The organism is Pedobacter folensis, from assembly GCF_056490665.1.
The window spans coordinates 527,012-552,305 of the sequence record NZ_JBWJIF010000003.1; the positions used below are offsets into that span (position 1 = coordinate 527,012).

A 25,294-nucleotide genomic window follows, 5' to 3' on the forward strand; every position below is an offset into this window, starting at 1 on the left:
CAAGTAATTAATTCGTTTCGGTATTAACCGTTACCGTACCTCCTAAACTTGCCTGGGTATTATTTTCGGCCTGCGTGAGGGATAGAAATGGAAAGCCCGCATCCTGATTTTTCATCGGGGAGGACTTGCAGTGTATAGCCCGACCCTTGCGTAGCTTGGGACACGCCCTAATAATTGGAAGATTCTCTGCTGGAAACAAACCTTATCAATATCAATTTGTTATATTCATATAAATTATAGGAGACCCATATCATGGCAAATAACGAGAATAAAGGATCGCAGGATAAAATACACAGTACCACAGAAAATAGCGAAATTAATAAAGAAAACCTGGCTTATGATGAACGTAAGCAGAGTTACGAGCTCGATGTGAAAGGTACAGATGCAGATTACGACCATCCGATGGGTTACCAAACCGTAGCTGCCGGTGCTAAAGATGACGATTCTACTTACGATGAGGCCAATCCTTATGTTGGGGATGAATATGCCAGAGATGAAGATATCGTAAACGATGAACTGGAAGAACTGGGTATGCACGTAGATAACGGAGAAAGCGTAAAACTAAGCCCCGAAGATGAAATTCTTGCCCGTACACCGGAGGATAACCGTGATGATTTAGATGAAGAAGGATACCCGATTAACGATACGCCCCAAAAATAGTCGATAGATTACCATCGGGAAGATGGTGATTCGACGAAACAATCATAAATAGAAAAGCAGGGTTAAACATTTGCGATGATGGGTAATCCTGCTTTTTGTTTAGAATTTTTATTTTAACTGAATATAATTGTTCAGCTAGCGAATATGAAATTATGGATTGATATCTAAATTAAATCTGCGACGTAATTCGTCCAGCTTTGGGTTTTTGTTAACCAGATAATCATACTTTTCGCGGTTACCGTAAAGCCTGTTTTCTATCTTGCGCTCCATGAGTTTATAAGTAACCTCAACACCAAAGTTTCGAAGCTCGTTCCGTAAGAAATTTAAAAGCTCAACCGATTCTTGTTGTACAAGATGTTCCTGCGTTTTACTCTCTACTGAAATCTCAATCAGCTCAGGATTTAAAAGTGTTGGCGCAAAATTATTTAAGATGGTGAACAGATTAATCCTATCGGTAGCCTTCATCCTTTGGGTAAAGGCATTCCACACTTCCAGTAAACGATCGTAACTAAAAGGTTCCCGGGCTTCGCCGGTAACTTTCTTTGGTCCTTCATCGTCATCTCCCTGGGCTACACGTTCCAGATCATTTAATGAAGGGATCAGTGTGCTTACCGCATTTGCTTTAGGGATATTGATACTGATGGAAGTTGCAGATGGCGGCGGACCAACCCTGGGTGTTTCTTTAGGTTTTTCTGCTGCAGGAACAGGGGGTAAAATTGTACTTTTAACAGCAGGCGCTGCATCCTGAACCGTAATTGGGCTTTCAGTATGTGGCTTTGGGGTTTCGGCCTGCCCGGCTACGACATTAGTTTTTTTTTTATCCTGATCTACGTCAGTTGCTGTGTTATTAGGGCTTAAAGGCTGTTGTGCTAAATTGACGACCGACCGGATATGGCACATTTTTATCAGTGCCAGCTCTACCTGTAAACGTTGGTTTTTAGAATTTTTGTAATTCAGATCGCAGGTGTTGGCCAGGTTTAATGCCGTTAACAAAAACGATAATTCTGTTTGCCTGCTCTGATCAAGGTATTTTTGTTTAATGTTTTCGCTAACTTCTAATAGTTTAATCGTCGATGCATCTTTACCTACCAATAAATTACGGAAGTGTGAAGCAAGGCCATTTATAAAGTTATTACCATCAAAACCGTTATTTAAAATCTCGTCGAACAGGAGTAAGGTTTGGCTAACTTCTGCTGCGGTTAAATAAGCGGTAAGTTTGAAAAAATAATCGTAATCTAAAATATTAAGGTTATCGATTACCGCCTTATAAGTAATGTTCTTGTTTGCATAACTGGCAATCTGATCGAACATCGAAAGCGCATCACGCAGTCCACCGTCTGCCTTTTGGGCAATAATGTGTAAACCATCGCTTTCAAAAGCAATATTTTCGCGCTGGGCAATAGTTGACAGGTGACTGGCAATATCTTCTACCTGGATCCGGTTGAAATCAAAAATCTGGCAACGCGATAAGATGGTTGGCAGGATTTTATGTTTCTCGGTGGTGGCCAGGATAAAAATAGCATATGAAGGCGGTTCTTCCAGTGTTTTCAGAAAGGCATTAAATGCACTCTGCGATAACATGTGAACCTCATCAATGATATAAATTTTATATTTTCCGGCTTGTGGTGGTATCCTAACCTGCTCAATTAAGCTACGGATGTCATCAACAGAGTTGTTTGAAGCCGCATCTAATTCGTGAACATTAAAAGAATGCCCATTCTGGAAAGAAAGACAATTGTCGCATTGGCCACAAGCTTCCATTTCTGCTGTAGGGTTAGTACAGTTAATGGTTTTTGCAAGGATACGTGCGCAAGTTGTTTTACCCACTCCACGAGGCCCGCAAAATAAAAATGCCTGGGCAAGCTGATTGTTTTTAATGGCATTTTTTAACGTACCTGTAATATGCTGCTGGCCAACAACGGTTTCGAAGGTGGCTGGGCGGTATTTACGGGCAGAAACGATAAAATTTTCCATCGGCACGAAAATAGGAAAAATTTAAGTGTTGTAAGGTTGAAAAGTAGAAATGTGGAAAAGTTGCAAGGTTGAAAAGTTGGAGGGTTTAGTTTATAGTAGGATAAGACCTGAGGCAAAAGTTTGAGGTTAAAGGAATAACGTTATTGATGATATTTGTAAAATAGCTTATACCTTTCCTCAAACGCGTTAAAGCTACCAAAAGTAAGTTCAATCGCTTTTTCGGTATCGTAACCCTGGGTGTTTAATTTTATTATTTTTTTGAGCAGGTCTGTTCTTTTAGATTTTATAAAAAAGTAGATCACACTATAGGCCGTATTGTAATTGTCGTCTATGTCATGACCATAAAATGAACCGCTGTATATTTTAAAGAAATTTTTTAACCTTTCGGTGTCTTTTGAATCTATCCCAGCCTTTATACTTTTAATTCTACCGCTTTGTGGATAGGAGTATAAATTCCCCTCACTGTCGAAATCCAGTGTTTCAAAAAACTCTGCAAGCCCTTCGTTTAGCCATTTGGGCGATTTTTTAAAATTAAACTGAAAAATACTATGACTGGCCTCATGGAGGGCTACCGAAATGAAATCGCTGCTCTTGTAAACAAAGGCTTCGTTAATGGCGGCAATGTAAAATCCGGCACTATTTACTGGTGCACTATATGCTTTTTGAGCAGCCCGGTAATCTTTACTTTTTCCGTATAGATTTATTTTTACCGGGGCCGTAATGTTTTCTCTTGTTTCGAAAATTTCGTTACAAAACATGCGCTCATAGGCAATCAGTTTCTCGATTTTCTTTTGCTCGGTTTCACTTATTTTGCAGTTAACTAAATTAATGTTCACATACTGGGCATAAAGAGACAGGCTGAAAAGGTTTGAGAATATCAAAAACAGGAATTTGTTCATATTCATTTATTTAATCAGCGATTTAAGTTCGTGACGGTATTCGGAAGCGCTTTTGCCGGTAAACTCCTTAAACAATTTATTAAAATGGCTAAAGTTGTTGAAACCACTTTCGTAAGAAATATTGGCAATGCTGGTCGGTTTTTCGGCCAAAAGTTTTGAGGCGTGGACCACGCGGTATTCGTTTACGAAATGTGTAAATGTTTTCTTGGTGATTTTTTTGAAATAACGGCAAAATGAAGGAACAGTCATACTCGACATTTCCGCAATATGCTGTAAGCTGATCTGCTCCTGGAAATGATCTTTTACATAGTTAAAGATCATATTAATGCGGTCGTTATCCTGAACCTGCATTTCCATCGAAAAACCGTCTGCGTTTAAGATCTTGTAATCTTTTGCATGTTCAAGTTCTTTTAATACGCTGAGTAGAGTTAAAAGTCGTTCAAAAGGTGGCAGATCGTCCATCATTTCTATTCTGTCGCCCACTATTTGCATGGTTTCAGGCCCAAAGGCAATTCCGGCCTTCGATTTATCGAACAATTCTTGTATGCCTCTGATTTCCTGCAGGCCCAAAAAAATGCTACCCAAAAAATCGGGTTTCATCTGGATAACAGTTTCGTTTTTGTTTCCGGTATTGGTATCGGTAAAGCCACAATGGGGGAGGTTGCTACCAATCAGGATCAAGTCGCCTTCGGTGTAATAGGAAACGTGACTGCCAATCTGCCTTTTCCCGGCACCGCCATTCACAAACACCATTTCAATTTCGGGGTGGTAATGCCAGAGGTGCGCCATATTGTTGGCGTTCTCTACATATTTCGAATAATAAAATGAACTTCCGAAAGAAGGTTCAACAACCTCAAAACTGGGCTTCATGGTTTGCTAAATTATTGTTCTAAAATACGTAAAAAATATGCTTTATTATAGGTTTTGTTAAAATAACAGTTAACCAGGGGTAATATAGCATAGATATTGGAAAATATGCAATCACCTATCCTTCAGTTAGCGCCGTACCTTAGTGGTGTCATATAATTATTAACTCTTTAAAAATATTGGTTATGAAAAAGTTCTTAAAAATCGGTTTAATAGCAGCGTTATTTTTTACTGCTACGGGTGTACACGCTAACGATGATGATTTTACTTTAAAAGTAAAAGGTGAAAAGGAAAAATTTATCCGCTTTTCTGTAGATAAGGCAGAGAACGTTAATTTATCGCTAATGGATGCTGATAATGAAGTTTTATTTCAGGAGGATATTCATGCTTCTGCTTTCTCTAGCAAAATTTATGATCTGAATGAACTTCCTGACGGAAAATACACACTTAAAGTGGAGTCGGATATAAAAGTTGCGAAATATAATGTCGTAATTAAAAACGGTGAGGCACTTGTTTCCGAGCCGAAAGTTTCTAATGTATTTAAACCTGTTTACACTAAAAAAGATCAGGTTATTACGCTTAACCTCGAAAACCTGGAGAATAGTCCGGTAGAAGTTAAAGTGTATAATGAATACAATGATGAGGTTTATAAAGAGGTATTCAAAGATAAATCGCAACTGGTTAAAAAATTCAATATCGGTAAAACAGACTCTAAAGAATTAACTTTCGTAGTGAAGTATAAAGAAGAGAGTTTTGTTAAAACAATAGAAACCTATTAAACACTAACAGCTAATTGATATGGGGAGATTGTCGGATAGATAGTCTCCCTTTTTTTATAGGTAAGATGGGAAGATGTAAGATGTGGGAGGTAAGATGGATGATGTAGTATGCGTTGTTTTTATTACAGATCTGCCATTTTCCTTTTTCCATCATCCATTGTACCTCTTCCATTATTCATATGCCTTTTTAATTAATCATTTGATTTAAAAAAGGTAAGATGTGGGAGGTAAGATGGATGATGTAGTGTGCATGGTTTTCATTACAGACCTTCCATTTTCCTTTTTCCATCGTCCATTTTACCTCTTCCATGATCCATCTTCCATTTTACCTCATTACATTTGCTACATAAAATCTAATTAATCATTTGATTTTAAGAAATATATTGTTACTTTTGCATCCCCGTAATATACCTCGGGATTAAAAAATTAAAAACATAATTTATAACAATGAATCAGTACGAAACTGTTATCGTTCTAACCCCGTTGTTATCAGAAGAGGCTGCGAAAGAGGCATTAGCTAAATTCAAAGCAGTTCTAACTGATAACGGAGCCGAAATTATCCAGGAAGATAATTGGGGTTTGAGAAAATTAGCGTATCCAATTGAGAAAAAATCAAATGGATTCTTCAACTTAACTGAATACAAAGCTTCAGGAGATTTGATCGCAAAATTAGAGCTTGAATTAAAACGCGATGAGCGTGTGTTGCGTTTCTTAACTATCCGTTTAGACAAACACGCTGTTGCTTACAATGAGAAAAAGCGTAGTGGTGCTTTTAACAAAAAAACTAAGGAGGTTGCAGCGTAATGGCAAGAGAACAAATACAATACGTAACTGCCCCTAAAGTAGAGGATAACCGTAAAAAATATTGCCGTTTCAAGAAAAACGGAATTAAATACATCGATTACAAGGATGCAAATTTCTTGTTGAAATTTATTAACGATCAAGGTAAATTATTACCACGCCGTTTAACTGGTACTTCGTTAAAATTCCAACGTAAAGTGGCTCAGGCAGTTAAACGTGCCCGTCACATCGGTTTGTTACCTTTCGTTGCTGATCAATTAAAATAGGAGGCTAGAGATATGGAAATTATTTTAAAACAAGATATTAAAGGCCTTGGTGAGAAAGATGATGTAGTTACAGTAAAGCCAGGTTATGGCCGTAACTATTTAATCCCTCAAGGATTTGGCGCATTGGCTACTTCTTCTGCTAAAAAAGTTTTAGCTGAGAACTTAAAGCAAGCTGCTTTTAAACAAGATAAAATTAAGAAAGATGCTGAAGGTGTTGCTGAGCGTTTAACTGATGTTAAACTTTCAATCGGTGCTAAAGCAGGCGAAAGCGGAAAAATCTTCGGAGCGGTTAACACCATCCAGATTGCTGAAGCATTAAAAGCACAAGGCTTTGATGTAGACCGTCGTCGTATTACTTTCGAAACTGAACCTAAATTTGTTGGCGAATATGTTGCTAACTTAAACTTACACAAAGAAGTGAAAGTTCAGGTTCCTTTTGAAGTAGTAGCTGAATAAGCATTCTTTAAAGAATCATATAAAGAGCCTTTCGATGCAAATCGAAAGGCTCTTTTTTTTATACCAAAAAATAAGGATGGAAGAAAGAAGGTTTCGATAGGATTACAGGTTTTGTTCTGTTAGCCAAGAAGCATATTCTGCTATACGTGTTCCCAGATAGTATGGGAGGTTTAATAAAAGATAAGGCTTGCCTGTTGGTGTATTTGTTTTTTCTAGCCTAAACTCGCCTCCATATACCCGAATGGCAAAAGGATGTGTTGAGGCATCAATGAATTGATGAAGAGATCTTAAGCTTCCTGTACTGCCCGATTTTATTTCAATCGGTATTACAAATTTTTTACAGGCATAAATTAAATCAACTTCTGCATCAGACTGTTTTTTTTCTCTTACCCAAAAATTAGGTTTATGAGAAGATATACGCTCAACTGATATCAGTTCCTGAGTAAATAAATGTGGAATAACGGCTCCTTTATAAGCTGAACTTAAATCATCTAAAGCAAGCATTTCTCCTTGGATACCCAATGAGTAGTTGACTAATCCTGTGTCTAAAAATTGTAGTCTAGGCGATTTTTTTAAATCAGTAATAATTGGAACTTCGGTATTAGTAGATGGGTATATTAACCGGATGATCTTTGCGTCATCTAATATCCTAAAAGCTTCTCCAACCTCTCTCGATTTATAGTTCGAATTGCCGAAACCTTGAAAAACAACACGCTTATCGAGAAAAAGATGGGCAGTACCCATTATATGGTTAATAGTTCTTCTCGCTGTTTCATTCTGGGTATATTTTTCTATGTCATTTTTGTAAGTTGCCCAAATGCTTTCGTAAACAATAGATAGATCTGAAAGGTTATGTTCTTCTAAATCGGTTTTTATTATTTCTGGCATACCTCCGATAATGGCATATCTACGAAAGGCTTTTAATAACAATTTGTGCGCAACAGCTTTTACAGGGGTTTGAAGCAGATATTTTAACAGATCATCTTTTTGGTTAGCTTGAAGGTATTCTTGAAAATTTAAGGGATATAAGTATAAGAATTCGACCCTGCCTACCGGAAAACTTTTTACTTTTTGTAATACAAACTCCAAAAGGGAGCCAGCGCTGATTACATGCAGGTCAGGAATTTCTTCGAAAAAATACCTTAGCATTTGTATAGCTTTCGCACTTTCCTGAATTTCATCAACAAAGAGCAAAGTTTCGGCTATCTTATCCGATTGAATCCCATGTCCCAGCAATAGTGCTTCAACAATATTGTGTACATCGTCAAAATCATCAAAATATTGACGGTGTGCAGGTTTCTCCAGATTAAGAAAAATAGTATTAGGATAGCTTTTCGCAAAGTCCTTTATTAGTGTTGTTTTTCCTACCTGACGTGCCCCTCGAATAATTAGAGGTTTCCTGTATTTGCTGTTTTTCCATCGGGTTAAGTTCTCTTCAATGGATCGTTTAAATGCCATTATTTTCTATTTTGTAACAAAGTCAACCCAAATATAGGTTTTTGTTGTAACAAAGTAAGGGCATATTTTATTAAAATTTGTAACAAAGTAAGGGCATTTTGTTGCGTTGATAGTGGTAATATGATGCATGGAGGCGCTGAATCAGCAAATCTGTGGGAAATCTTTATAGATTCCCACAGGTTTTAATGAGCTGAGTGGGTGTTTATACATAAGATTAATCTTCCACTACCCCTTCGGCGTAGTTGGCCTAATTTCTACCTTACTTGGTAAAGTTCTTGCTGGCATGGCCAATAAATCAACAATCAGTTTACCCATATCTTCTGGCTGGATTTTCCAGGCATCATCTTCATCGTTGGGCTGATGATCGTTAAAATGACTGGCTACCGATCCGGGCATAATGGTACTCACCTTTACGCCGTACTTTCTTAAATCGAGCATAACCGATTGCGTAAACCCTGTTAAACCAAATTTACTGGCATTATACGCAGAACCTCCTGCGAAAAAGTTTGTACCGGCTAAACTCGATATGGTAAAGATATGCCCCTGGTTCTTTTTGATCTCATCAACCGAGGCTTTAATGCTGTAAAAAACGCCTGTTAAATTGGTATCGATGGTTTCTTTCCATAAATCGATGTCCAGCTCGTCAATAGGCGCAAAATGGCCAACGCCTGCATTGGCGATCAGTATATCCAATTGTCCCCATTTTTCGATTATCAGGCTTACCGCATCCTGCTGAGATTTAAAATCAACAACATCTGCTTCAATGGCCAATACATCACCGTGTGCCACCAGATTTGATGCAGCCTGGTTCGCGCTGGCAATCGTCCTGCTTGTAATGGCTACTTTATAACCTGCTTTCAAAAGGGCTTCGGCAATACCGAAACCAATTCCTTTGCTTCCTCCTGTAATTAATGCAACTTTCATGTTGTTGTAACGTATGATATCGAAAAATGTTTAATTAGATTTTTTCTTGTCATGGTGCGGGAGCTCCATAATCTGGATATCCTTAAAATCTACTGGCTGTCCTTCACTTTGTAAGGCAATAAAACCTTCAGTAAGCGCTTTTCCATCAATTTTAATTTTTGGATCGAAACGGTTAGCTACGCCTCCACCAATTTGTGGTTTGCTGTATTGCAATACGGTATCACCATTAATAATATGTTTAACAATCGAATCGCCCATCACAATCAGTTCAGCTGATACCCACTGGTCGCCGTCGTATGTTTTCGATTTAGAATCCAGACAATGGCCCGGATACTTACTGCCGTTATAAAAAATCTCTGTACCTGGCGAACACATATTTCCGGTAGGGCGGGGACGGCCATCACTCAATCCACCTAAAAACTGCATTTCGATCGAAATTGGCCAATCCTGTTCTTTAGGCATGGTTTTCGGATCCTGAGAATGGAACATTACTCCACTATTACGCAAGGTATAACTCGGCGCACCTTTTTGCAGCTCGCCAACAAAACGGTATTTTAATTTTAGATGATAGTAAGAGAAGGGCGTTTTGTAATAAAGATGACCAAACTGATCATTGAAATCGCCGTATTGATCATATCGCACTTGTATGGTTCCATCTTCAACCCTAAAGGTATTGCCAAAATTTACATTGTAATCGTGGTGGTGGATTTTAACGTTCCAATCTTTAATGTCTTTCCCGTTAAAAAGTGTAATCCACTTTTCAGACTTGTTATTGATGTTTTTGGTTGTACTGCAGCTCCATAGGGTAACAGCAAGAAAGAGATAGCCTAGTTTTTTCATTTGGTTAATTTTGTTTTGCCCTCTGTTTAAAAATGTGAGTCACAAAATACATAAACAAAGTGATTTTAAGGTACATTAAGGCTTTACCACGAGAATTTTGCATTTCGGCTTTATTTTTTGCACATAAAAAAAAGATTTTTTTGGCGTTATTCCACACCGCTTCATTTTCCATCTTCCGTCTCTTTAATTACCTTTGCGCCATGGCGAAAACGCGGACAAGCAGAACTAAAAGCAAAGCAAAACATCCCCTTCTAAAAAAGATTACCAATATTGCTACGAAAGTATTTTTATATTTTCTGTTGGTTTCTGTGTTTTGGGTAATTGCCCTGCGTTTTATCAACCCACCAATTACCCTTTTGATGGTACTACGGAACATTGAGCGTAAAGCCGATGGAAAGTCTTTTAAAACAGAGAAAAAGTGGGTGAAATTCGAGGATATGTCTGATAATATGAAAAGGGCTGCAGTATCTGCCGAAGACCAGCTCTTTTTAAAACATATTGGCTTTGATATGAAAGCCATTGAAAAAGCTTTTGCCAGTAATGCCAAAGGGAAAAAGGTAAAGGGAGGAAGTACCATTTCGCAACAAACGGCTAAAAACGTTTTCTTGTGGCCTGGCCGCTCGTGGATAAGAAAAGGTTTTGAAGCTTATTTTACTTTACTGATTGAGCTGTTTTGGAGCAAAGAAAGAATATTGGAGGTTTACCTGAACGTAATTGAAATGGGCGACGGGATTTATGGTGCTGAAGCGGCTGCCCAGGAATACTATGGCAAATCCTGTACAAAACTGACTAAGAAACAAGCCGCTTTAATTGCTTCTTGTTTTCCAAATCCGAGAAGATGGACACCCAAAAATGCTACCCCATACATCAGACACCGTCAATACCTGATTTTAAGGAATATGAATAGGTTAGGGCCGCTTGACTTTTAATGTAAAATGGTAGAGGTGAGATGGATGAAGGGGGAATTTAATTCCATTATCAATCTTACATCTACCATGGATTAATCATGATCCTTATTCCACCTGATTTTTATTCCGCCTTTTTCGTCATCTACCGCCTTTAAGTGCAACACGATACCGCGCATACGGGCTTCTCTTTTTTCTGATTTAGTGAGGTTTTCATCGCCCTTTGGATTTCTCAGTGGGATGTCCATTTCTACGTTTGTACCATTTCCTAAAGCATAGGTGCCTTTTACATTAAAGTTTAAAGCGCTTGAGTTTACCTGCATCGGACTAATTTCTACCTTATCGCCACGCACGTTTAGTGTTCCATCAAGGTTTTTGATTTCTACGTTTGATAGGTTCCTGTTGGCAAAGGCAAATTTCCCTACTTTAACCATTGGATCGAAATTAACCAGGGCTGCATTGTTTAGATTAAACACAACTTTACCATTAATCGATCGCGGAAGAATTTTTCCGGTATGCGATATGCGTCCGGAAATATTAACCAATGAAGATAAATAACCTTTTAAATTTTTGTTGGTGATGGTGTTTTGTCCGAAGTTATCAAATGAATAAAAGAAATCTTTAACACTTACATGGCTGATTTTTGAATTGATTTTAAAGCTATTTGAGGCAGCTTCCTGCATAATATTCCCGTTTAGCGATAACTGGCCTCCTGCGTGTGCCACACTTATTTTGTTGAAGAATATGCCTCCACCACGCAAGGAAATATCAGCATCAAGGTTTTTGGCCAGAAAATTTTCATAAATGGCTTTACCAACCGTTAAGCGGATATTCATTTGTGAAAGCTCCAGCACATTACTTAGCTCTTTGGAAACCACTTGTTTATTTCCGCCAGATTTTTTCTTTGCCGTTCTTGGTCCTAAGAAGGGTAAAAACTCTTTCAGGTAGAGCTGAGGGCTCGACATTTTTAAGTTGACCAATATCTTCTCAGGGGCAGTATAATACAGATTGGCAAAATTGGCGATGCTACAACTTACATTAAGCTCGCTTTTGCCCAACTGGAAATGCCCGTTTTGTATCGATAAATCGTTCTGGTTAAAGTTAATGTTGAGCGCACTTTTTACCAAATGAAGCTTCCGGGGGATATAAAGGATGTCGGCATCGGCAATCTGTATCTTGCCCGATACAACTGGTTTGGTAAACCTGAAATGATCAATATCAGCCTTACAATATAATCTTAAGTTGGCTGTTCCGTTTTTAAATTCAAAATCGTTTGTGCCTAATGAGTTGTTTAAATTGGATAGAGGAAATTGCGAAGTGACCAGTCCGGTGGCAATTGGGCGAGATAAATTATTCACTGTGAAAGTGTCGATTTTAAGCGGTGCATTAAAATATTTTGCCGTAAGCCTGTGGAACTTAATGGATGAGTTTTCATCACCAATTATGCCACCAACGGTATCCCGGTTGGTAAAAGAACCATCAAAGTTACAAGCGGTTAATTTGCCCGCCGGAATAGAAACTACATTATCCCTCACGGTTATGCCTACCTTAATTAAAGGATCGCCGTATTTCCCTGATCCGTCATCAACAATATTTCCACGGATATCGATCGGTTTTTCTATCCCGAACTTTAAGAGTTTGGAAGAGATATTGGGCGATAGCAGTAAAGCGACATCTCTAAATAAAATATCATCAACGGCTATGCTAATGGCAAAAGCAGATTTATCTAATTCTATTTTAGCACCGATTTTAAAAGGATGGCCGCCAATGTTTAGTATTTCAGGATTCAGAATTACCGCATCCATATCTCGGCTATAATGTGCATTTAAAGTCCCTTCCAGGGTTTTATCTTTTAAAAAACTGCCTTTTCGGGTATTAAAGGCGAAACTGTTTACCTTGGTCGCCAGTTTAATTTTACCTGTCCAGCCGCTATCCGGGTATTCCATTCTGCCCTGGATCTGATCGATATCGAAATTGAATAATTTGAACCTTTTTTTGTTATCCAATACCAAACTCACCTTATTAAAATCAATTTTCTTAACTTCTAAAGCTGAGGATTTTGATGAGGATTTCTGCCCGGTTTTAGGCTTGCTTTTAAAAATACTGGTATTGCTGTAGCCTGTAGAATCGGTGTAGATATAAATGGAGGCGTTGTTAATGGCAATTTGTTTAATGTTGATATTGCCCACAATAAGCGAAAGTACATTTAGCGATACATCTATATCCTGTGCTTTTAAAAGATCGTGTTTATGCTGGTTCCATAAGCTATCTCTCAGTAAAACACCATTTAAGGATACGGAAACGCCCGGGAAACTTTTAAGGAGCGTTGGCTCCATGCTGGTAGCGGTAATTTTTCCGTTTAAATTTTTATTGAGCTGCGAAAGGATAGAAGCCAGTACTTCTTTTTTATTTCTGCTGATATAAAATGCACCGGCCAGCCAGGTGAGGATAATCAGTACAACAATAACAGAGATAATTTTTAAAGAGATTTTGAGCCAGCGCTTCATAGACATTATTTTGATTTAACCAATATAATGTTTTTTGCCAGCTAATTGTTTGAGCAAGAGCGAAAATAATGTAGAATACTACTGACGGTTTTAAGAATTATTTTCCCAAAAGTGATTCGAGATCAGGATGATATTGTGAAGTTAAGAACTGGGTAATGGTGAAATCGGCCAATCGGTTGATGTAAAACGGATCTTCCATCAGGATTTTTTTTAAGGCTGCCTCATCTTCGGCAAGGGCTAAGATGATTCCACCGGTACGGGGTACTTTTCGGCCCGAGGCTACAAAAATATTTTTATCGTAGTATTTTCTTAAAAATTGAACATGTGCCTCCATATGTTCATCCAGTTCTTCCAGTGGAAGAATATATTTAAGATCTACAATGAACATCCTTATTTATAATAAATGGGCAAAAACAGTAGAATGCCAGCTATTTTGAAATGGTACTTCCCATTTGTTATCCAGTTCTGCCAGGTTTTGAACCATATTGTTAAACACGATGGTTTCTGGCGTTACCTGTTTAATATTTACCAGCGTTTCAAAATCTTCTTTACTGTTTACCACAACCTCGCCATTTACTTTGTAGGCAATGTTGAAACGGTTAAAAAGATCTACATGGTATTCCTGCTCAATTTCTTTAATTAAGCGAACAGAGCTATCAATAGAACAACCGGTAACACCCGCCTGACTTTCGTCGACCGTCAGGATAATAAAAAAGCCATAACGGATTTCTGCCTTTGCAAGCAATTCATTTCCATGTGCTTTCCACTGGTTAGTAAAAGCTGCTAATTTATTTAAGATCTCATTTTCTTCAGTAGAAGTAAATTTGCGATCGCTTTGGTATATCCAAACTCTTGATTGTGGAGAAAAACTCATATACAAATTTATGATTTTAATTAAATTGGTGTGTTTAAAACGCTAACCTGATGAAAAAGTTTACACTCTGCTTGAAAATATCCCTTATTTCGGCTTTTTGTATGTTTTTATGTGCTTTTTCCGATCCCGATTCTGTCGCGCAATCTCTTAATTACCTGCAAAAAACATTTACCGATCATTACGATAACAGTCAGGAAAGCGACCAGGTAAAGCGTTATGAGCTAAATGTTACCAACAATGGCTTTTGCCGTTACAAGCGGTATTTTAATAACGGTAAAACCGAGTATTTCGCATTTAAGTTATCGAAATTTAAAGATATGGACTATTACGGCACAACTACTTCTGGTAAATTGTATATCCATACCAAAGGTGATGATGTAATTGTGCAAACCTATAAAGACAGGGGAGGCGATGTAGATTCGATGGCTACACAGCTAATTATCCCCTTAAAAAACATGGAGGCTGAAGATTTAAACCTGATCCGCGATAATTTGAATAAAATAAATGCGCAGGTTTCTGCTCCATAGAACGCCTAACTATGATGATCTTCCTGCTTTTTCCATCCTTGGGGTGAAATTCGTGATTGTGTAATTGAGGTGTGAAATTTTGGAGACTGACTTAAAACACTTATATTCAGTTACATTTAAACCATCTCATCTTGAAACGTAGAAACTTTATTTATTTAACTGGTGTAGGAGCTGCTGCGGCCATGCTTCCTGCCATTCCAGTTTTTGGGAAAGAGATTTCCCCCGAGCAGGCTTTGGAGTATATTGATCCTGCCGCTAAAAAAATCATGTCTGATGTGGCCTTAAATGCGGCACGCTCAAAAGGGGCCACTTATACCGATGTGCGTGTAGGCCGGTATCTTAACCAATATGTGGTTACACGCGAAGATAAAGTAGAGAATATTGTTAATACCGAATCGTATGGGATTGGTATCAGGGTGATTTCGAATGGCAGCTGGGGTTTTGCGGCCACCGACAAAATGGATAAAGACAGTATTGCCAAAGCAGCTGAACTGGCGGTAACTATTGCCAAAGAAAATGCCCGTTTGTTAAGAGAGCCCGTACAACTGGCGCCACAAAAAGGCTACGGTGAGGTTAGCTGGAAAGCACCGATTGAGAAAAATACTTTTGAAGTACCTGTAAAAGAGAAGGTAGATTTATTGTTGGCTGTGAATGATGCGGCTATGAAGGGCGGTGCAGATTATATCAACTCCATCTTATTTGCGGTAAATGAACAGAAATATTTTGCCTCAACTGATGGTTCATATATCGATCAGGATATCCATCGCATTTGGCCGACTTTCTTTATCACCAAAATAGATAAGGAAACCGGTAAGTTCGAAACCAGAAATGCATTGAGCGCACCTACAGGCAAAGGTTACGAATATTTAAATGCAAGACCGCAGGATAAAATACAAACTGCATCGGGTACGCTTTATAAGGGCCGGTACGATATGCTTGAAGATGCTACACAGGCAGCCAGGCAGGTAGGCGAAAAGATAAAGGCAAAATCGGTAGAACCAGGCAAGTATGATTTGGTTTTGGATCCTTCGCATTTATGGTTAACTATTCACGAATCGTGTGGTCACCCAACCGAGCTCGATCGCGTATTGGGCTACGAGGCCAATTATGCAGGAACCAGTTTTCTGACTTTAGACAAATGGGAATCTAAAAAATTTAATTACGGCAGTAAAGAAGTTAATATTACGGCAGATAAAACGGAGGTAGGTTCCTTAGGTGCAGTTGGTTATGATGATGAGGGGGTAAAATGCGGAAAATGGGATGTGATTAAAGATGGCATCCTGGTAAATTATCAGGCCATCAGAGACCAGGCGCATATATTAGGTTTAAATGCATCGCAAGGTTGTTGTTATGCCGATAACTGGAGCAGTGTTCAGTTTCAGCGCATGGCCAATATCTCATTGCAGCCGGGTAAGGCCAAATTGAGTATAGCCGATCAGATCAAAAACGTAGAAAAAGGCATTTACATTGTAGGCGATGGAAGTTTTTCTATCGATCAGCAGCGTTATAATTTCCAGTTCGGCGGTCAGCTTTATTACGAAATTAAGGCGGGGAAAATAGTGGGTATGCTTAAGGATGTCGCTTATCAGGCCAATACGCAGGAGTTCTGGAATTCGTGTGTGGCCATTTGCGATCAAAGCGATTACCGTTTAGGAGGCTCTTTCTTTGATGGTAAGGGGCAGCCTGGGCAGGTAAGTGCTGTATCTCATGGATCGGCAACCACACGTTTTAATAAAGTTAATGTTATCAACACCGCTAGAAAAATCTGATAGAAATTATGCCAATCTTAACAAAAGCAGAAGCAAAGGCACTTTTAACTAAAGTACTTTCTTACTCTAAAGCAGAACAATGTGAAATAAATTTAAATTGTTCGGATAGCGGCAACCTGAGGTATGCCAGAAACGCCGTTTCTACCAGTGGCGGAATTAGTGCTAACAGTTTGGTGGTGAGTTCAGCCTTCGGGAAGAAACTTGGTACAGCAACCATAAATGAGTTTGATGATGCTTCACTACAAAAAGTAGTGCGCAGGGCAGAAGAACTTGCACAACTTGCACCAGAAAACCCTGAATTTATGCCTTTTCTTGGTCCTCAGGAATATGGTGCCGATTCTCCTACATTTTCTCCGGCTACAGCAGCTGTTACCCCAAAAGACCGGGCCGATGCCGTACAGGCCAGTTTAAAACAGGCAATGGATAATAAACTGAATGCTGCAGGATTTTTATCAAACAGTGTGGGTTGTTCCGCAATGATGAACAGTAAGGGTTTATTTGCCTACAATACTTCAACCGATGTTGCTTTTAACATTACGGTAAGAACTGATGATGGTAAAGGTTCTGGTTATGCCACAAGGGGATATAACGATTTTAGTAAACTCAATGCAAAGGCCGATACGGCCATAGCAGCCAAAAAGGCAATGTCGTCGGTAACGGCAAAGGCCATAGAACCAGGAAAATATACTGTTATTTTAGAACCAACTGCCGTGGCGGTAATGCTGGAGAATTTATTCTTCTCGATGGATGCCAGACAGGCCGATGAAGGACGGAGTTTTATGAGCAAAACCGGAGGTAAGACAAAATTGGGTGAACAGCTGGTAGATGAAAGAGTGAATATTTACTCAGATCCCTGGAATCCTGAATTGCCAACTGCAACATGGTCTGGGGATGGAAGGCCACAGCAGAAAGTAAACTGGATAGAAAAAGGAGTAGTTAAAAATTTATACAGCTCGAGATATTGGGCGCAAAAAACCGGGATTAAAGCGATCCCATTTCCGGGTGGTGCCATTATGCAAGGTGGAACCAAAACTTTGGAAGAGCTGATTAAAGGAACAGAAAAAGGTATATTGGTTACACGTTTGTGGTATATCCGTACGGTAGATCCGCAAACCCTCTTGTTAACAGGGCTGACCAGGGATGGCACTTTTTACATCGAAAACGGCGAGATTAAGTTTCCGGTTAAAAATTTCCGTTTCAACGAAAGTCCGATTATTATGTTGAATAACCTCGACGAAATCGGAATAACCGAAAGAACAGTAAGCGCCGAATCGGAAGCCAATTATCTGTTGCCGCCGTTAAGGATCAGGGATTTTACTTTCACTTCTTTATCTGATGCGGTATAGCAAAATGGTAATGAACAACATAACAAAGCCTGAGCATCGTCGATGTTCAGGCTTTGTTTATTTTAGTTGAAATGGAGAAAATTAAAGTCCGTTTGCCCTTGCGGTGATCTCCGCAATATCCAATACCTTAACTTCCTGCTCTTTATCCTTTAATTTAATGCCGTCACTCAGCATCGTCATACAGAAAGGGCAACCAGCAGCAATCACCTGTGGGTTGGTTTGTAAAGCCTCGTCAATACGTTCTACATTGATATCTTTATTCCCTTTTTCAGGTTCTTTAAACATCTGTGCACCACCGGCACCACAACATAAACCATTGCTTTTGCAGCGTTTCATCTCCACCAATTGAGCATCAAGTACCTCCAGGGCTTTTCTAGGCGCTTCATAAATGCCATTTCCACGGCCCAGGTAACACGGATCGTGATAAGTGATTTTTTTGCCTTTGAAACTTTCACCACCTTCGGCTTTTAGTTTGCCTTCGTTAATCAGGTCCTGGATCAATTGGCTATGGTGAATCACCTCGTAAGTGCCGCCCAAACCCGGATATTCATTTTTAATGGTGTTGAAGCAATGCGGACAGCCTGTTACAATTTTTTTGATGTTGTAGGCATTCAATACCTCAATATTTGTCATGGCCTGCATCTGGAACAGGAACTCGTTACCAGCTCTTTTGGCAGGATCGCCTGTACAGCTTTCTTCTGTTCCTAAAACAGCATATTTTATACCTACATGATGTAAGATTTTGCAAATGTCGCGGGTAATTTTCTGCGCTCTTTCATCGTAACTTCCAGCACAACCTACCCAAAATAATATTTCCGGTTCTTCTCCTGCGGCCATCAACTCGGCCATTGTAGGGACTTTAAATTCCATTTGTCTATTATCTATTATCAAGTATTAAGACCTGATGTAATTATTCTTTTAATTCAATGCCAACTGAAAACTATCAATTGCTAGCTTTCTTGTGCCCAGTTAAAACGGTCAGCCGGAGAGTATTTCCAGGGTGCCTGGTTATTCTCAATATTTCCCATCATGGCATTAATACTTCCCGGTGCCTGCGACTCTTCCATCACGGCAAAACGGCGAAGCTCTGTAATAATCTGTAAGGGATCAATATTTACCGGACAAGCCTCTACACAAGCGTTACAGCTGGTACAAGCCCAAATTTCTTCTCTGCTGATGTAATCATCCAATAAAGATTTTCCATCCTGGTGTTCTGCACCGTGTTTATCAATATTTTGTCCCACCTCGGTAATACGGTCGCGGGTATCCATCATGATTTTTCGCGGCGATAACAGTTTACCTGTGATATTTGCCGGGCATACCGAAGTACATCTTCCGCATTCTGTACAGGTATAGGCATTCATCAGGTTTACCCAGCTTAAGTCGGTTACATCTTTGGCGCCAAATTTACCGGGTTCTGTTTCTGCCGGAACAAAAGAAGGATCAAGCATGGCCTTCACCTCATTGGTAACGGAGGCCATATTGGTAAACTCGCCTTTAGGCTCCAGATTAGAAAAGTAGGTGTTTGGAAAAGCAAAGAGAATATGAAAATGTTTAGAATAAGGCAGGTAATTTAAGAAAGCCAAAATACCTATAATGTGGAACCACCAACAGCTGCGCTCTATCACAACCAGGGCGCTTTCTGAGGAAGGCAGGATATTGATTAAATACTGGCTTACAGGAAATGCACCTGCATTAACGTAATGACTGGCACCTAAAAGCTGTAATTTTGCATCGGCTGCATTCATTAAGATAAAGGCACTCATTAATAAAATCTCGGTGATGAGGATATAATTGGCATCAGATTTTGGCCAGCTTTTCATCTCTACACCACTAAAGCGTTTCAATTTTAGGATATTTCTGCGGACGAGAAAAATCGCGCAGGAAACCCAAACGGTAAAGGCCAGGATTTCGAAAGAGCCGATCAGAAAATTATATAAACCACCCAAACCATTAAAAATACGGTGTGTGCCAAATAAACCGTCGATGATGATTTCCAATACTTCAATGTTAATGATCACGAAACCGATATAAACAAAAAAGTGGAGAAAGGCGGGGATAGGCCGCACAACCATTTTAGATTGGCCAAAAGCCACGCGAAGCATGGTCATTAACCTTTTTTGCGGCTGATCTTGTCGATCTACCGGTTTGCCTAAACGGATATTGCGAATTATTTTACGCAGATTAACTGTAAACAGCGCAATTGCTGCAAGTGTAAGTACTAGAAAAAGGATCTGTGCTACCATGCAATATTAGATTGTTACGCTAAATTAGGATATTAATCTAAATAAATTACTATGCATGCATAAAAAATATAATAAAATTGTTTGTTTGTACTCATTCTAAGCAACGATTAAGGCCTTTTTTAAGAAAGGTGAAAAATTAATTAATTGATAATCAGAGTAACAATGAAATAATCGAAAAAAAGTTTTGCTTTTGAAAAAAGAACGCTACATTTGCAATCCCAAACGGATGGTGCCATAGCTCAGTCGGTAGAGCAAAGGACTGAAAATCCTTGTGTCCCTGGTTCGAATCCAGGTGGCACCACAAACGTTAAAAAGGTCATTTTCGATTGAAAATGACCTTTTTTATTTTAGCTTCTTATCCGGAGGTTTTTATCCGGATAAATAATATTTTCCCTTTCGGAGTATACCCAGTAAATCAATGCTGAAGCTTGCTTTGCGCGGCCTGTTTGATGCACTCCGCATGGTAAGCCGCTGAAAAGATATCGGCCGCCTCATACTGGTATTTTGCAGAATCGAAATAAACTGCAAAGTTTTGTGGAATAGTATCATCTGCGGCGTTGAGATACAAACCGCTGCCTGAAAAGGTGGCTCCCCCTGAAACGGTCAAATATTTTCCGTCAGCCTTATTTCTGATCTTGAAATAACCATCATTTTGCGGATAAAATTCCCATTCCTGGCTCCCTTTCACATTGACTTCATTTAATCTCAAAGTATTAAAAACAGATTCCAGGTATTTTCCGCTTTTAACATCCTTCAACTTAAATACCGAGGGATTTGCAGTAGGTAAGAATTGAAAGCTAAGATTGATATTGTCGTCATCATCGGCGATCGAAAATCCGTTCGCAGGTTTTGATACCAGGCGGTTGGATTGTTTTTCCAATAAACTGTAATTATTATTACTGATAATCGCCTTGGCCCGTTTATAACGATACATCGCATTGAAAATGCTTAAGTCCCAGCTTTGATGCCAGGTTACAGTAGGGTAGCCTGACCGCATACTAATGGGCAGCCATACATATCGTGATGCCCCAAGGTCTTTGGCATCCCATCGGTCACCATAATAAACGAAGGCATTCTCTTTTCCGCCCACTTTGAATACATAGGCGCTTTGCGACTGATAAGTCAGCTCTTTCATCTGATCTACCGCAAAATTTGAGCCTATGCTCCAATTTCCCAGGATGTTCCAGCTATAGGCGCTCCTTCCTGGATTTGGATCCCAGCCGGTAGACCCGGAGAATAAGCCAAAATAAACATCACCCACTTTGAATATAGCCGGTGCTTCCGCACGTTCGCCAATCAGAATTTTGTTCTCAGTGGGGCTGCCTTCAAGGTAATCGGGCCTCAAGCGAATCACGTTGATACTCTTGTTCATATCGGTCGCGCTGAAATGATAAGCGGTTCCGTCGTGATCTTCAAATAGCGTCATGTCTCTCGAATCATGATCATTTGGCCGGAATGTTTTATACAATTGATAAGGCCCTTCAACTTTATCACTGGTTGCGACCACCACACGCGCAGCCTCATAACCGTTCTCTTTTTCCCAATGCGCCCACATCACCCATTTTTTGGTGGTTTTGTTGAAAATCACCTTTGGACGTTCCAACTTACGCCCTTGCGCCAGATCATTCAGATCTGCCTGAGGAAGACCGGAAAGCGTTAGTGCTAGTCCTAACCGCTCCCAGTTATAAAGGTTTGTTGAGCGATAACAACTAATTCCATTAGATTTTCCGCCCGTGCGGTTTTCACCAAACCAATAATAGGTTCCATTATTGTTGATCACGCAGCCGCCGTGTGCATTTATTGCCTTCCCATTCTGATCTTTCCAAATCTCTCCAGGCTTAAAATTATTTTGGGCATTAACCATGCCCGATACGAGCAATAGTATAATTAGCAGATAAAATTTCATAAACTTATGATTGGTATATTATTCTTTTACTTAGCTTTTCCTACAGAAATGTTTATCTGAGGATTTAGGTTAGGCGCATAGGCCCCGGTAGTATCGAACGTAAAATAGTCTATACCTGTGGATGTATTCTGGAATCCTGCCTTTGCTGCATAAGTCCTTGATTTTCCGGTCAGCTTCACGTTATCCACCTCCAGCGGACTAATCGTGGCGCCCCATTTATCTCGTTCCAGGTAGAAAAATATGCGGATTTGCTTGCAGGTTGCAGAGGTGGTGTAGTCAAGAGAATAGGTTTGCCAGTTGTTATCGGTCACATCCACGGAGGTTCCGAGTGAATTGTCCTGTACTTCCTGGATCTTGATCACCCCCATGGTGGGACCCTCTTTTTTGATACCGCCGCGTACCAGTGCCGAAAGTGTATAAGTTTCATTAGGTACAACATCTATTACCTGCCCGATCTCGGAGGCAGACCAACCATCTGCCCATTTATAATTGTTCATGCTTAAAATATGATTGTCAAAATCCTGTTGGTTGTTGATCTCCTGATTTTTGATAAATTGCTCGGAATTATAACGGTCACCGATCAGCACATCCCAGCCTTCTATCTTCGTTGCGATATGGTTATCGTAGGCCGTATTAAATTCGCCTTCAAAGTTTGGATTCTTCAGCAGGTTCTCTACCATATCGCCGTTTCCAACCGCAAACTCAGGCTGGGTGCCGTAATCTGTAGCACGCACGCTATCAATCAGCAAGTTGTCCTTGAAAATGATAATCCGATTGTCTCTGGTAAACGAATAGCGGTATGTATGAGATCTTTTATCATCATTGTAAAACTGGCCAAGACCGCTTTCTTCATTGATTGTGGGATTAAACAGCTCTTTTTTGTCTAATCCGTTGTATAAACCCATCCCTTTGGCATTAATATAGGCTTTAAAACCAATCCCTTTATTCGTAACAGCATAAGGATAAAATTCCTTTAAGCTATCCGTATTTACTTTGAATTCCATGGTAAACCCGTTGACATCGGGATTGAAGCCCTCTTTTTCGCCAAAGGTTATTTCGGCATCCCTACCACCTGCATATTTCGGGTTATCGGCCATGGCTTTGGTGGTCATTTTGCTTCCATAACCTTTTAAGTTTACATAAGATCTGGTAGCGCCGCTTCTGAGGATCACATGTCCAAGAGTCAGTTTTTTGGTGCTGTTTAAGGTAACCGTTACGGTGGCATTTTGCGCATTAGCCGGAATTACCTGGGGTTTTACAGAAAAGCCTGAAGTTGCAGTAATATTGATCGGCTGATCGCTTTGCAGGTCGGATGCACTAACAGTAAATGTAGCTGAAGGGTGCGTATCATCAAGGTCCAGCCATGGACCTGATTTGAGTATCGGGAGGTTTTTTATCACTTTATTTTTGCCTGCATCTTCCGCAGGAGGCCTGTCGTTAGAAGGATTATTACCTTCAGTTTGCTGAACTGATGCTTTTAGAGCGGAAACCGAAAGTGTTATCATAGCTACCAGAGCCCATTTCATGGATATTTTTCTCATCTGTTTCTTTTTTTTTCTTTTTAAAGTGATTGATTTTTTATTTAGTGAATTGTATTTGTTTCTCCAGGATTGTAGTTTGTTCGAAGCTAAAGGCAGCCCTATGCGTTTTTGCAAAGAGGGAAGGTCGCATACCAAACAGTTCGATAAATTTTTCGCGGAAATATTTAATATCTGAGATGCCAACCTTAAGTGCGGCTTCCTGAACTTTACACATGCTGCCGAGCAGTAAATGTGCTGCTTTACATAGTCGTATATATCTGATAAAGCCGTTTACAGAAAGTCCTGTGGCCGCTTTCATTTTTTTAAATAAACTGGAATAACTCATGCCAATCAGTTCGCATAACTGATGAATGGTAAAAGATTGATTCAGGAGGTGCTGTTCAATGATTGCGGTACATACTGCTACAAGCTCCTGATACATAAAAGGAATGTTTTTCAACTCATTTCCGCACACCTCCCGATAAAAATATTTTTGAAGCAGCTGTCTTCTGGCCATTATTAATTCGATTGCTTCAGCTACTGTTTCATCTGATTGGGCTGTATACCGGTAATAGGGGACGTTAAGGCCTGAGCAAATATGCTTGGAGATTTTGCCGTTCCTCGAGGCAATGATAACCGGGATGTGGTTAAATATGTGGACAGACTTGATAGCCGCCGCCATCGCTGTTACCGGAGTTGCTTCGGGGTCGGCAAGGCAAATGATGAGTTCTGGTAGCTTACTCTTAACCTGCTCAAGAAGATCTCTAATATTTTCCCGATAGGAAATTACACTGAAAGTGCAATGGTTGTGCTTAAATAACACATGAGGTGCTTCATTAGACTTAATTACCAGGACAGAGGTAATACAGTTGAATGGCAGATCTAAATGGCGCAAATGTTCAGGTATTGCGGTTTCAGCTATGGCATCATAGGCCGAGCCCAAGCTCCTCATATACGATGTTTGTATTTTTTTATCGGTAAACATCATCTCGAGGCCGCTTGTTGTTTGATGTAAATTAAGTGTCCAGTTTTGTTCTGAGATGTCTGCCGGGGAACTGGAATTTGGTATTACCGGAAATTGTCCGAGCAGAAAAGCGATGGTTTTGATGGAAGAATCCATTTTTCCTACATTTTCCGTTCTGTTTCTGCCCAATCCTACTGCAGAAAAAGAAACGCTGATCTCGGCCGCTCCTGCTTTATCCGTCACTGCCAATACAATAGTGCTTTTTGGACGCGCCAGGTTGATGGAGGTTGAAAGCATGATATATAAGAGTAATTCTATCTGGTGAATATCTGCTTTTTGGAATTGGGTGTCTGTGCCGGTAAGCTTTAAATCGACTTCAATGCCCTTATGCTTCGCCTGGTCGGTTAAACCCGAATAAGCCAGTTGTGCCAGACCGATAATGTCCAGATCCTTTTCCTGAAGATCATGTGAATGTTTTTTTTGCATATGGTACGGCAACCTGAATGCTTTTGGTTAGCGGATGTAAACCTATAGATATACGACCGATCTAAGCGGGTAGGGAATCATAATTTTAGGGGTCGTTTCTCGTATAAAGCCGCTCTGGGTGTTCAGGTGCTGTTTTTTTTATGAAGTGTCTTCGACGAAGACTTTTTATTTTAGGCGGGAACTTAACAATACTTTCTTTTTCTGTTAAGTCAATCATCTCTTGTGTCGGGCGACTGCAATCGGGCAGTTAAAAAAACCTTCTGATTCATATCCCTGGTTAAAAGGCGTAATCTTTATCATCATTTGATGAGGGTTAAAGC

24 protein-coding genes and 1 tRNA gene are annotated in these 25,294 nt (G+C 39.7%); 10 read left to right on the forward strand and 15 right to left on the reverse strand.

What is annotated here, in order from left to right; translation table 11 throughout:
* The first annotated feature begins 252 nt into the window (after positions 1–252).
* Positions 253–660 (forward strand): hypothetical protein, encoded by a 408-nt coding sequence (locus tag AC04QZ_RS16745; protein WP_478358715.1) that lies wholly within the window; start codon positions 253–255, stop codon positions 658–660.
* 150 nt (positions 661–810) lie between these two features.
* Here the strand turns inward: AC04QZ_RS16745 and AC04QZ_RS16750 are convergent, their stop codons facing one another.
* The 3 genes from AC04QZ_RS16750 to AC04QZ_RS16760 all read right to left on the reverse strand — a co-directional run bounded on the left by AC04QZ_RS16750 (position 811) and on the right by AC04QZ_RS16760 (position 4,403).
* A complete protein-coding gene (locus AC04QZ_RS16750; protein WP_478358716.1) occupies positions 811–2,634 on the reverse strand; it encodes a DNA polymerase III subunit gamma/tau in 1,824 nt (607 codons plus the stop codon).
* A gap of 140 nt (positions 2,635–2,774) precedes the next feature.
* Positions 2,775–3,533 carry a DUF1570 domain-containing protein gene (locus AC04QZ_RS16755; protein WP_478358717.1) on the reverse strand — a complete coding sequence of 253 codons (759 nt, stop codon included), beginning with the start codon at positions 3,531–3,533 and terminating at the stop codon, positions 2,775–2,777.
* Positions 3,534–3,539: 6 nt separating this feature from the next.
* A complete protein-coding gene (locus tag AC04QZ_RS16760) occupies positions 3,540–4,403 on the reverse strand; it encodes an AraC family transcriptional regulator (RefSeq protein ID WP_086545072.1) in 864 nt (287 codons plus the stop codon).
* 182 nt (positions 4,404–4,585) lie between these two features.
* Here AC04QZ_RS16760 and AC04QZ_RS16765 point away from each other — a divergent pair, with 182 nt between their 5' ends.
* The 4 genes from AC04QZ_RS16765 (at position 4,586) to rplI (ending at position 6,702) form a co-directional block, all read left to right on the forward strand.
* Positions 4,586–5,179 carry a flagellar hook assembly protein FlgD gene (locus AC04QZ_RS16765; protein ID WP_086545073.1) on the forward strand — a complete coding sequence of 198 codons (594 nt, stop codon included), beginning with the start codon at positions 4,586–4,588 and terminating at the stop codon, positions 5,177–5,179.
* Between the two features lie 447 nt (positions 5,180–5,626).
* Positions 5,627–5,983, forward strand: coding sequence for a 30S ribosomal protein S6 (gene rpsF / locus AC04QZ_RS16770; protein ID WP_086545075.1), 357 nt, complete (start codon positions 5,627–5,629; stop codon positions 5,981–5,983).
* Positions 5,983–6,246: a 30S ribosomal protein S18 gene (gene rpsR, locus AC04QZ_RS16775; RefSeq protein WP_010599582.1), complete on the forward strand. Its 264-nt coding sequence runs from the start codon at positions 5,983–5,985 to the stop codon at positions 6,244–6,246. The genes rpsF and rpsR overlap by 1 nt, the downstream gene beginning before the upstream one ends.
* A gap of 12 nt (positions 6,247–6,258) precedes the next feature.
* Positions 6,259–6,702 (forward strand): 50S ribosomal protein L9, encoded by a 444-nt coding sequence (gene rplI / locus AC04QZ_RS16780; protein ID WP_029277406.1) that lies wholly within the window; start codon positions 6,259–6,261, stop codon positions 6,700–6,702.
* Between the two features lie 102 nt (positions 6,703–6,804).
* On the opposite strand, the gene AC04QZ_RS16785 is transcribed toward rplI, so the two are convergent.
* The 4 genes from AC04QZ_RS16785 to AC04QZ_RS16800 all read right to left on the reverse strand — a co-directional run bounded on the left by AC04QZ_RS16785 (position 6,805) and on the right by AC04QZ_RS16800 (position 10,096).
* The gene (locus AC04QZ_RS16785) at positions 6,805–8,160 is read right to left on the reverse strand and encodes an ATP-binding protein (protein ID WP_478358718.1); all 1,356 of its coding nucleotides are present in this window, start codon (positions 8,158–8,160) and stop codon (positions 6,805–6,807) included.
* 225 nt (positions 8,161–8,385) lie between these two features.
* Positions 8,386–9,084 (reverse strand): SDR family oxidoreductase, encoded by a 699-nt coding sequence (locus AC04QZ_RS16790; RefSeq protein WP_478358719.1) that lies wholly within the window; start codon positions 9,082–9,084, stop codon positions 8,386–8,388.
* A gap of 30 nt (positions 9,085–9,114) precedes the next feature.
* Positions 9,115–9,924, reverse strand: a complete 810-nt coding sequence (locus AC04QZ_RS16795) for a 3-keto-disaccharide hydrolase (RefSeq protein ID WP_086545078.1) — start codon at positions 9,922–9,924, stop codon at positions 9,115–9,117.
* 4 nt (positions 9,925–9,928) lie between these two features.
* Positions 9,929–10,096, reverse strand: a complete 168-nt coding sequence (locus tag AC04QZ_RS16800; protein WP_478358720.1) for a hypothetical protein — start codon at positions 10,094–10,096, stop codon at positions 9,929–9,931.
* A 28-nt stretch (positions 10,097–10,124) separates the two neighbouring features.
* On the opposite strand from AC04QZ_RS16800, the gene mtgA reads away from it, so the two are divergent.
* A complete protein-coding gene (gene mtgA, locus AC04QZ_RS16805; protein ID WP_086545079.1) occupies positions 10,125–10,853 on the forward strand; it encodes a monofunctional biosynthetic peptidoglycan transglycosylase in 729 nt (242 codons plus the stop codon).
* A 71-nt stretch (positions 10,854–10,924) separates the two neighbouring features.
* Here mtgA and AC04QZ_RS16810 read toward each other — a convergent pair whose 3' ends face one another.
* The 3 genes from AC04QZ_RS16810 to AC04QZ_RS16820 all read right to left on the reverse strand — a co-directional run bounded on the left by AC04QZ_RS16810 (position 10,925) and on the right by AC04QZ_RS16820 (position 14,210).
* Positions 10,925–13,336 carry an AsmA family protein gene (locus AC04QZ_RS16810; RefSeq protein WP_478358721.1) on the reverse strand — a complete coding sequence of 804 codons (2,412 nt, stop codon included), beginning with the start codon at positions 13,334–13,336 and terminating at the stop codon, positions 10,925–10,927.
* A 97-nt stretch (positions 13,337–13,433) separates the two neighbouring features.
* The gene (locus tag AC04QZ_RS16815) at positions 13,434–13,724 is read right to left on the reverse strand and encodes a YciI family protein (RefSeq protein ID WP_478358722.1); all 291 of its coding nucleotides are present in this window, start codon (positions 13,722–13,724) and stop codon (positions 13,434–13,436) included.
* 6 nt (positions 13,725–13,730) lie between these two features.
* Complete coding sequence (locus tag AC04QZ_RS16820) at positions 13,731–14,210, reverse strand: ABC transporter ATPase (RefSeq protein ID WP_086545082.1); 480 nt, start codon at positions 14,208–14,210, stop codon at positions 13,731–13,733.
* A gap of 50 nt (positions 14,211–14,260) precedes the next feature.
* On the opposite strand from AC04QZ_RS16820, the gene AC04QZ_RS16825 reads away from it, so the two are divergent.
* The 3 genes from AC04QZ_RS16825 (at position 14,261) to AC04QZ_RS16835 (ending at position 17,852) form a co-directional block, all read left to right on the forward strand.
* Entirely contained in the window at positions 14,261–14,737 is a 477-nt protein-coding gene (locus tag AC04QZ_RS16825; protein WP_478358723.1) for a hypothetical protein, read from the forward strand.
* Positions 14,738–14,868: 131 nt separating this feature from the next.
* Entirely contained in the window at positions 14,869–16,506 is a 1,638-nt protein-coding gene (locus tag AC04QZ_RS16830; protein WP_086545084.1) for a TldD/PmbA family protein, read from the forward strand.
* 8 nt (positions 16,507–16,514) lie between these two features.
* Positions 16,515–17,852, forward strand: a complete 1,338-nt coding sequence (locus AC04QZ_RS16835) for a TldD/PmbA family protein (protein ID WP_478358724.1) — start codon at positions 16,515–16,517, stop codon at positions 17,850–17,852.
* Between the two features lie 81 nt (positions 17,853–17,933).
* Here AC04QZ_RS16835 and AC04QZ_RS16840 read toward each other — a convergent pair whose 3' ends face one another.
* Both AC04QZ_RS16840 and AC04QZ_RS16845 read right to left on the reverse strand, forming a co-directional pair.
* Positions 17,934–18,722, reverse strand: coding sequence for a (Fe-S)-binding protein (locus AC04QZ_RS16840; RefSeq protein ID WP_478358725.1), 789 nt, complete (start codon positions 18,720–18,722; stop codon positions 17,934–17,936).
* Between the two features lie 80 nt (positions 18,723–18,802).
* Positions 18,803–20,098, reverse strand: coding sequence for a 4Fe-4S dicluster domain-containing protein (locus tag AC04QZ_RS16845; RefSeq protein ID WP_478358726.1), 1,296 nt, complete (start codon positions 20,096–20,098; stop codon positions 18,803–18,805).
* A 228-nt stretch (positions 20,099–20,326) separates the two neighbouring features.
* Between AC04QZ_RS16845 and AC04QZ_RS16850 the strand changes: the two genes are divergently transcribed.
* A tRNA-Phe gene (locus tag AC04QZ_RS16850) sits at positions 20,327–20,399 on the forward strand.
* Positions 20,400–20,513: 114 nt separating this feature from the next.
* On the opposite strand, the gene AC04QZ_RS16855 is transcribed toward AC04QZ_RS16850, so the two are convergent.
* From AC04QZ_RS16855 to AC04QZ_RS16865, 3 genes are read right to left on the reverse strand one after another with little or no spacing between them, the layout of a single operon-like run.
* The gene (locus tag AC04QZ_RS16855) at positions 20,514–22,004 is read right to left on the reverse strand and encodes an RICIN domain-containing protein (RefSeq protein WP_478358727.1); all 1,491 of its coding nucleotides are present in this window, start codon (positions 22,002–22,004) and stop codon (positions 20,514–20,516) included.
* Positions 22,005–22,030: 26 nt separating this feature from the next.
* Positions 22,031–23,545, reverse strand: a complete 1,515-nt coding sequence (locus AC04QZ_RS16860) for a carbohydrate binding domain-containing protein (RefSeq protein ID WP_478358728.1) — start codon at positions 23,543–23,545, stop codon at positions 22,031–22,033.
* A gap of 37 nt (positions 23,546–23,582) precedes the next feature.
* Positions 23,583–24,974 carry a helix-turn-helix transcriptional regulator gene (locus tag AC04QZ_RS16865; RefSeq protein WP_478358729.1) on the reverse strand — a complete coding sequence of 464 codons (1,392 nt, stop codon included), beginning with the start codon at positions 24,972–24,974 and terminating at the stop codon, positions 23,583–23,585.
* Between the last annotated feature and the right edge of the window lie 320 nt (positions 24,975–25,294).